Source organism: Streptomyces synnematoformans (assembly GCF_039531005.1).
In the GTDB taxonomy this organism is placed as follows: domain Bacteria; phylum Actinomycetota; class Actinomycetes; order Streptomycetales; family Streptomycetaceae; genus Streptomyces; species Streptomyces synnematoformans.
Map to the genome: position 1 here is coordinate 1 of NZ_BAAAPF010000311.1, position 8,137 is coordinate 8,137.

General features: G+C 76.2%; 7 protein-coding genes and 1 pseudogene. 3 read left to right on the plus strand and 5 right to left on the minus strand.

From position 1 onward, the window contains the following. A partial coding sequence (locus tag ABD317_RS30165) for an AAA family ATPase (RefSeq protein WP_344293945.1) occupies nt 1–1,164 on the minus strand: 1,164 nt, incomplete at its 3' end. A 102-nt stretch (nt 1,165–1,266) separates the two neighbouring features. Here ABD317_RS30165 and ABD317_RS30170 point away from each other — a divergent pair. Further along, nucleotides 1,267–2,388: an alkene reductase gene (locus tag ABD317_RS30170; RefSeq protein ID WP_344293947.1), complete on the plus strand. Its 1,122-nt coding sequence runs from the start codon at nt 1,267–1,269 to the stop codon at nt 2,386–2,388. 111 nt (nt 2,389–2,499) lie between these two features. Further along, a complete protein-coding gene (locus ABD317_RS30175; protein WP_344293949.1) occupies nt 2,500–3,417 on the plus strand; it encodes a phosphoribosylaminoimidazolesuccinocarboxamide synthase in 918 nt (305 codons plus the stop codon). A gap of 34 nt (nt 3,418–3,451) precedes the next feature. Here the strand turns inward: ABD317_RS30175 and ABD317_RS30180 are convergent, their stop codons facing one another. The 3 genes from ABD317_RS30180 to ABD317_RS30190 all read right to left on the minus strand — a co-directional run bounded on the left by ABD317_RS30180 (nt 3,452) and on the right by ABD317_RS30190 (nt 6,138). Continuing rightward, nucleotides 3,452–4,177, minus strand: coding sequence for a TetR/AcrR family transcriptional regulator (locus tag ABD317_RS30180; RefSeq protein ID WP_344293951.1), 726 nt, complete (start codon nt 4,175–4,177; stop codon nt 3,452–3,454). Nucleotides 4,178–4,195: 18 nt separating this feature from the next. Beyond that, nucleotides 4,196–5,065 carry a sugar phosphate isomerase/epimerase family protein gene (locus tag ABD317_RS30185; RefSeq protein ID WP_425582471.1) on the minus strand — a complete coding sequence of 290 codons (870 nt, stop codon included), beginning with the start codon at nt 5,063–5,065 and terminating at the stop codon, nt 4,196–4,198. 146 nt (nt 5,066–5,211) lie between these two features. After that, complete coding sequence (locus ABD317_RS30190) at nt 5,212–6,138, minus strand: Ppx/GppA family phosphatase (protein ID WP_344293953.1); 927 nt, start codon at nt 6,136–6,138, stop codon at nt 5,212–5,214. Between the two features lie 37 nt (nt 6,139–6,175). Here ABD317_RS30190 and ABD317_RS30195 point away from each other — a divergent pair, with 37 nt between their 5' ends. Beyond that, a complete protein-coding gene (locus tag ABD317_RS30195; protein ID WP_425582472.1) occupies nt 6,176–7,078 on the plus strand; it encodes a DUF3109 family protein in 903 nt (300 codons plus the stop codon). A 247-nt stretch (nt 7,079–7,325) separates the two neighbouring features. Here ABD317_RS30195 and ABD317_RS30200 read toward each other — a convergent pair. Further along, nucleotides 7,326–8,137: pseudogene (locus tag ABD317_RS30200) on the minus strand (sigma-70 family RNA polymerase sigma factor); the annotation flags it as partial.

An 8,137-nucleotide genomic window follows, 5' to 3' on the forward strand; every position in this document is an offset into this window, starting at 1 on the left:
GGCGGGGCCGCCGCGGGCCAGCGCACGGACGGCGTACCCCTCCAGCCCGGCGGCGACCTCCTCGTCGGGCCCCATCGCGGCCGACGCCAGGTGCCGGGCGCGGCAGTCGGGGTCGCCGGAGGTGCCGGCCAGCGCCTCGTGCACGGCGACGCGGCGGGCGAGCGGGGCGGCGGTGTAGGCGGCGGTACGGATCAGGGGGTGGCGGAACTCGACGTACTCCCCGACGACGGCCACCAGCCCCTGCTGCTCCGCCGCCGCCAGGTCGGCGAGCCCGACGCCCAGCCGCTCGGCGGCGGCCATCATGTACCGCAGGGTGCTGCGGGAGTCGGCGGCGGCGATCAGCAGCATCAGCCGGGTGCGGTCCGGCAGCTCCAGCACCCGGCCGCGGTACGCGGCGAGCACCCGGTCGGCGGCGGGCAGCGGCTGCCCGGCGGCCTGCGGGCGGTCGGCGGCGGCCGGTCCGGAGGCGCCGAACTCGCGCAGCGCGAGCGGGTTGCCGAGGGATTCGCGCAGCACCCGGTCCCGTACCGCCGCGGGCACGTCCAGGCCGGCGAGCAGGGCCAGCGCGGCGTCGCGGCCGAGCCGGGGCAGCGTCAGCTGCGGCAGTCCGGCGGCGGGGAAGCCGGGGTCCTCGTCGGGCTGGGTGCCGCGGGCGGCGAAGAGCAGCACGACGCGCTCGACGCCCAGCCGGCGGGCGGCGAACAGCAGCGCGTCGGCGGACGGTTCGTCGATCCACTGCGCGTCGTCCACCAGGCACAGCACCGGCGCGTCCTCGGCCGCCTCGGCGAGCAGCGACAGCACCGCGAGCCCGACGAGGAACCGGTTGTGCCCGGCGGCGGTGCCGGTGCCGACCGCCGCGTCCAGTGCGTCGGCCTGCGGCCGCGGCAGCCGGCCGGCGCGGTCGAGCACGGGCCGCAGCAGCTGGTGCAGCGCCGCGAACGCGAGCCCCCGCTCGGCCTCCCAGCCGACCGCGCGCAGCACGGTGAAGTCGCGCCGCCGCGCCTCGTCCTCGGCGTGCCCGAGCAGCGACGACTTGCCGATGCCGGCCTCGCCGCGGAGCACGAGGCTCTGGCCACGGCCGTCCGCGGCGGCGGCGGTCAGCGCGTCGAGCCGGGCCAGCTCCTGCTCACGCCCGTACAGATCCATCCGGTTCATCCGGTTCATCCGGTCCACACCTACGTGGGAGGGTCGGCGGCACGGTTCACGTATACGAGTACCGAAGCGCTACGGATCCGGCGGGCATTCCCCGGTTCGTACGTTCGACGCATGACGAACGCACTCTTCGAACCCGTCCGCATCGGCCGCCTCGACCTCCCGCACCGGCTGGCGATGGCGCCGATGACCCGCTCCCGGGCCACCGCGGACAGCGGTCTGGTGTCCGCGCTGACGGCCGAGTACTACGAGCAGCGGGCCGGCGCCGCGCTGATCGTCACCGAGGGCACCCAGCCCAGCGTACGCGGCCAGGGCTACATCCAGACCCCCGGCATCCACACCGCCGCGCAGGTCGAGGCCTGGCGGCAGGTGACCGACCGGGTGCACGCCGCGGGGGGCCGGATCTTCCTGCAGCTGCTGCACACCGGCCGCGTCGGCCACCCGTACCTCTACCCGGACGGCGGGCTGCCCGAGGCGCCGTCGGCCGTGGCCTCCGGCGAGTCGCTGTTCACCGTGGACCAGGGGATGCTGCCGCATCCGGTGCCGCGCGAGCTGGCCGCCGGCGACATCGGCGAGATCGTCCGGGACTTCGCGGCCGGCGCCCGCAACGCCGTCGAGGCGGGCTTCGACGGCGTCGAGCTGCACGGTGCCAACGGCTACCTCATCCACCAGTTCCTCTCCGGCAACTCCAACCTCCGCACCGACGCCTACGGCGGCCCGGCGGAGAACCGCGCGCGCTTCGCCGTCGAGGCCGTCCGGGCGGTCAGCGAGGCGATCGGCGCGGACCGCACCGCGCTGCGCATCTCGCCCGGCAACGACGCCAACGGCGTCGCCGAGACCGACACGGCCGAGCTGTACGCGGCGCTGCTGTCGGCGCTCGCCCCGTATCCGCTGGCCTACCTGCACATCCTGGAGGCCCACCCGGGGCTGCGCCCCGTGACCGAGCAGGTACGCCGCGACTGGGCCGGCCCGCTGGTGCTGAACTCCGCGCACCACGGCGGCGGCGACCCGGTGGCGGACGCGGAGCAGCTGGTCGCGGCGGGCACGGCGGACGTCGTCGCCCTCGGCGCGCGCTGGCTGGCCAACCCCGACCTGGTCGCCCGGGCCCGGGCCGGCGGCCCGTACAACGAGGCCGACGAGGCCACGTACTACGGCGGCGACCACAGCGGCTACACGGACTACCCGGTGCTCGCGCAGCCGGCCCCCGCCGCCGCTCCCGCCGCCGCCCGCGGCTGAGCGGACGGACGGGCTGACGGGCGGACGGACCGCCTGGTCGGGGGGCCGCGGTGGCGATGCGAGACAATTCGACTGTCGCAGTCGCATCGGCCAAGCCCCCCGGAGGGATCCGTGCCCGGTTTCGTGGAGAAGCCCCAGCCCGCACACGTGCCCGGCCTCGTGCACCTGCACACCGGCAAGGTCCGCGACCTGTACGAGGACGACGCCGGCCGGCTCGTGATGGTCGCCGGCGACCGGATCTCCGCGTACGACTGGGTGCTCCCCACCGAGATCCCCGACAAGGGCCGCATCCTGACCCGGCTGTCGCTGTGGTGGTTCGAGCGCGTCGCCGACCTCGTGCCGCACCACGTGCTCTCCACCGAGCCGCCCGAGGGCGCCCCCGCCGACTGGGCGGGGCGCGTCCTGGTGTGCCGGCCGCTGCGGATGACGCCGGTGGAGTGCGTGGCCCGCGGCTATCTGACGGGCTCGGGGCTCGCGGAGTACGCGGAGTCCGGCGCGGTGTGCGGCGTCGAGCTGCCCCCGGGGCTCACCGACGCCTCGGCGCTGCCCGCGCCCGTCTTCACGCCGGCGACGAAGGCGGAGGTGGGGGAGCACGACGAGAACGTCACGTACGAGGAGGTGGTCCGCCGCGTCGGCCCGGAGGTCGCGGCGGACCTGCGGCGGGTGACGCTGGCGGTGTACGGGCGCGGGCGGGACGTCGCGCGGGAGCGGGGGCTGATCCTGGCGGACACGAAGTTCGAGTTCGGCTACACCGGCGACGCGGTCGGCGAGGGCGAGCTGGTCCTCGCCGACGAGGTGCTGACGCCGGACTCCTCCCGCTTCTGGGCCCTCGACGACTGGCTGCCGGGCCGCCCGCAGCCGTCCTTCGACAAGCAGTACGTACGCGACTGGCTCACCTCCGCCGAGTCCGGCTGGGACCGGCACGGCGCGGCCCCGCCGCCGGAGCTGCCGGCGGAGGTGGTGGCGCGTACGCGCGCGAAGTACGTGGAGGTGTACGAGCGGCTGACGGGGGAGCGCTGGGACTCCTGAGCGCCCGGGCTCCCGGGGCCCCCGCGCGGCGGCGCTAGCCGCCCGGCTGCTGCGGCGGCGCGGGCTGCTGCGGCGGCGCGGGCTCCTGCGGCGAAGCAGGCGGCGCGGGCGACGGGAACGGGGGCGGCGGGGTGGCCGTCAGGTGGTGCTCCACGATCGGCGCCAGCCGCCGGATCAGGTCCTCCGGCTCCGCCGAGGCCATCGGCTCCAGCCTGACGATGTAGCGCAGCATCGCCGTCCCCACCAGCTGCGCCACCGCCAGCTCGACGCGCATCTCGGCGTCCGGCTGCGACAGCGACGGCGTGACCCGGTGCAGCAGGTTGCGCGTGACGATGCGGCGGAAGATGGCGGCGGCCGTGTCGTTGCTGACGGCGGAGCGGATGACGGCCAGTAAAGGCTCCCGCGACAGCCGGTTCTCCCAGACGCCGAAGAAGAAGCGGGTCATGCGCTCGCCGGCGCCTTCCGCCGGCCCGGCGACGACGAGTTCCGGTATGGCCATGGCGGGCGCGAAGGCGACTTCGAGCGCGGCCTCGAAGACCTGCTCCTTGGTGCCGAAGTAGTGGTGGACCAGCGCCGGGTCGACCCCCGCGGACTTGGCGATGCCGCGGATGGAGGTCTGGTCGTAGCCGCGCTCGGCGAACTCCCTGCGCGCCGTCGTCAGGATCCGGTCCCGGGTGCCCGGCCCGTCCTCGACGGCGCCGCGCCGCGGCCGGCCCCGGCGCCGTTTGGGAGGGTCGCCCGCGGCTTGCCCGGCCCTCATCCGGTCCTCATCCGATCCTCATGACGACGCGCCCCGCGGCACCGGCGCGGCGAGGTGGAGCCGGGTGAACGCCAGCGACTCCGCGAGGTCCGACTCGCGCTCCGCCGCCGACATCGCCCGCCGGGTGTTGATCTCCACGACGACCTGCCCGCCGAACCCGCGCGCCGCCAGCCGCTCCACCATCCCGGCGCAGGGCTGGTTGCCGCGGCCGGGCACCAGGTGCTCGTCCTTGCCGGAGCCGGAGCCGTCGGCCAGGTGCACGTGGCACAGCCGGTCGCCCATGCGGTCGGCCATCTCCAGCGCGTCGTTGCGGGCGGTGGCGGTGTGCGAGAGGTCGAGGGTGTGGTGGCGGTAGTCCTCGTCGGTGACGTCCCAGCCGGGCGCGTACGCGAGCATCTCCTTCTCGCGGTAGCGCCAGGGGTACATGTTCTCGACTGCGAACTGCACGGCGGTCTCGTCGGCCATGCGCCAGATGCCGCGGACGAACTCGCGCGCGTAGCCGCGCTGCCAGCGGAACGGCGGGTGCACCACGACGGTCTCGGCGCCCAGCCGCTCGGCGGCCGACCGCGCGCGGCGCAGCTTCTCCCACGGGTCGCGCGACCACACCCGCTGCGTGATCAGCAGGCAGGGCGCGTGGATGGCGAGCACCGGTACGCCGTGGTGGTCGGAGAGCCGGCGCAGCGCCTCGATGTCCTGGCTGACGGGGTCGGTCCAGACCATGACCTCCACGCCGTCGTAGCCGAGGCGGGCGGCGGTCTCGAAGGCGGTCGCGGTCGACTCCGGGTACACGGAGGCCGTGGACAGGGTGACCCGGGCGTCCGGCACCCGGACCCCGGGGGCGCCGCCGCGGGGCTCGGCGGCACCGGCACCGCCGGCCCCGGCGGTCACGCCGGTGCCGGTGCCGGTTCGCGTTTCGGTCGCGTCGCCCACGTCCGTTTGACCGGCTTCGCCGGTTTCGTCGTGTTCGTCGGTCCGGGAACGGGATGCTCCTGCCACGGAGACAGGGTACGCGGCCTTGCGCGTGGCCCGCGGCGTCACGGCATCTGGTCCAGCCGCTTCAGGATGATCCCCTCGCGCAGCGCCCACGGACAGATCTCCACCGTGTCCACCCCGAACAGGTCCATCGCCCCCTCCGCCACCAGCGCCCCCGCGAGCAACTGCCGCGCCCGGCCCTCCGACACCCCCGGCAGTTCCACGCGCTCCGCCACCGGCATCGCCGCCAGCCGCGGCACCCACTCCTCCAGCGACTTCGCCGTCAGCGACCGCTGCGTGTACAGCCCCTCCGCGGAGCGGGCCGCGCCCGCGATCCGCGCCAGCTGCCGGTACGTCTTGGACGTCGCCACCACCCGGTCCGGTTCCCCGAGCCGGCTGAACTCGCTGACGACCCGGGCGATCTGCGCGCGCACGTAGCGCCGCAGCGCCCGCACGTCGTCGGCGTCGGGCGGGTCGCCCGGCAGCCAGGAGGTCGTCAGCCGGCCCGCGCCCAGCGGCAGCGAGACCGCCTTGTCGGGGTCCTCGTCGATCCCGTACGCGATCTCCAGCGAACCGCCGCCGATGTCCAGGACCAGCAGCTTCCCCGCCGACCAGCCGAACCAGCGGCGCGCGGCCAGGAACGTCAGCCGGGCCTCCTCCTCGCCGGTCAGCACGGTGAGCTTGACGCCCGTCTCGTCCGCGACCCGCGCGAGCACGGACTCGGCGTTCGCCGCCTCGCGGACCGCGGAGGTGGCGAACGGCAGCACGTCCTCCGCGCCCTTGTCCTCGGACACCTGCAGCGCCTCGTGCACGGTGCCGATCAGCCGCTCGACCCCGTCGTCGCCGATCGCGCCCTCCTCGTCGAGGAGTTCGGCGAGACGCAGGTCCGCCTTGTGCGAGTACGCGGGCAGCGGACGGGCACCGGGGTGCGCGTCCACCACGAGCAGGTGCACCGTGTTCGATCCCACATCGAGAACGCCGAGTCGCATAACGGGCAACGCTAGCGCCTCGGCGCGCGGCCGTACGCTGGGTCCCGTGAGCAAGAGGAAGAAACAGGGCAAAGCGCAAGCCGGTTCGGGCGCCGTACGCGAGAATGCCGCCCCCGAGCCCGCCGTCCCCGAAGCCGCCCCGCCCGAAGCCGCCCCGCCCGCGGCCTCCGCGCCCGCGGCGCCCGCCCGGGCGGAGGAGGTCGGGCTGGACTTCGCCCGCGCGTGGGTGGACTTCCCCGACCCCGCCGACGACGAGCAGGTCTTCCGCTGCGACCTGACGTGGCTGACGTCACGCTGGTCGTGCATCTTCGGCAGCGGCTGCCGCGGAATCGACGCGGCCGGGCCCGACGACGGCTGCTGCACGCTCGGCGCGCACTTCTCCGACAAGGACGACGAGAAACGGGTCGCCCGGCACGTCCGCCGGCTCACGCCCGAGCTGTGGCAGTACCACGACGAGGGCCGCAGCCGGGGCGGCTGGATCGAGACCGACGAGGACGGTGAACGCAAGACGCGCCGGGTCGACGGCGCCTGCGTCTTCCACAACCGGCCCGGCTTCCCCGGCGGCACCGGCTGTGCGCTGCACCTGCTGGCGCTGCGGGAGGGCCGCGAGCCGCTGGAGACCAAGCCGGACGTGTGCTGGCAGCTGCCGGTGCGGCGCTCGTACGAGTGGGTGACGCGGCCGGACGACACGCAGGTGCTGGTGGTCTCGATCGGCGAGTACGACCGCAGGGGCTGGGGGCCGGGCGGGCACGACCTGCACTGGTGGTGCACGTCGGCGCCGTCGGCGCACGGCGGGGGCCGGCCGGTGTACGTGTCGTACCGGCCGGAGCTGGTCGAGCTGATGGGGCAGAAGGCGTACGACCGGCTGGCTGAGCTGTGCGAGGAGCGGCTGCGGGGGGCGGAGCACGGGGCACTGCCGGCGCCGCACCCGGCGGACTGAGGGGGCGTGCCTCCGGCGGGGCGGGCTGTGCCGGGGTGGCGGCGCCCCGCCCCGCCGCGGCGGACGGAGGCTGCGCCGACCGGCCCCTGGCGGGTGGATGCACGCGCGGGGGCGGCGGGCCCGTGCCCGCGGGCGGGGTCGAACGGGACGGGCTCGGGTTCGGTTCCGGGTGGGACGGCGACGGATCCGGACCGGGCCGGATGCCGAGCCACCCCGGCTCCGGCCGGCCCCCCGGGCCGGGGTCGGCCTACGCCGGGGGTGGTGACGAGCCCGGCGTGCCCGGGGCCGGGGTGGACGTGGTGGGCGTGGGGTCCGGGTCCGAGGGCGACGGGCCGGGGTCGGACGGCGACGGGTCCGGGTCGGACGGGCTCGGATCGGGGTCGGAAGGCGACGGATCGGGGTCCGTGTGGCTCGGGTCGGGGTCCGAGGGCGACGGGTCCGAGTCCGAGGGGCTCGGATCGGGGTCGGACGGCGACGGATCCGGACCCGGCCGCTCCGGCCCCGCCCCCGTACGACCGCTGCCCGAGCCGCTGATCAGCACGGCCGTGCCGCCCGGCGACACGTACACCCGCGCCTGCCAGCCGCTCCGCGGCTCGTCCGCCACGTCCGCCGACACCGCGACCGTCGTCTCCTCGCCGGGCCGCAGCGTCCCGTACGTGGCGCTGAAGCGCAGCCACGGCGCGTCCGTCCCCAGCCGCCAGTCGACCGCCGTACCGCCGGACACGCGCAGCCGGAGGTACGTGACCTCGCCGTCCGGCCACGCCGCCACCGTCAGCCGCCCCGGGCCCAGCCCCGGCCGGACCCGCTCCCGCCCGCCGTGGTCCACGACCTCGACGGACACGTCCGGCCGGTGCCCGCGGGGGTGGGGCGGCCCCGGCGACGGGCCGTCGTGCGCGCTGCCGGCCTTCTCCACCGGCCGGCCGTCCAGCGACTCCGGCGCGTCCGCGTCCGCGCTCGGCGGCGGCCAGCCGGACTGCGCGTCGCCGGCGGCCGGCGCGCTGCGGTTCGCGGCCCACAGGGCCAGCACCGGCGCCGCGAGGACGGCGGCCACGACCGTCG

What these genes read in the sequence shown, in the direction of transcription:
- ABD317_RS30180 (WP_344293951.1), bottom strand. Translation starts at nt 4,177, where the DNA reads ATGAGGGCCGGGCAAGCCGCGGGCGACCCTCCCAAACGGCGCCGGGGC.
- ABD317_RS30190 (WP_344293953.1), bottom strand. Translation starts at nt 6,138, where the DNA reads ATGCGACTCGGCGTTCTCGATGTGGGATCGAACACGGTGCACCTGCTC.
- ABD317_RS30170 (WP_344293947.1), top strand. Translation starts at nt 1,267, where the DNA reads ATGACGAACGCACTCTTCGAACCCGTCCGCATCGGCCGCCTCGACCTC.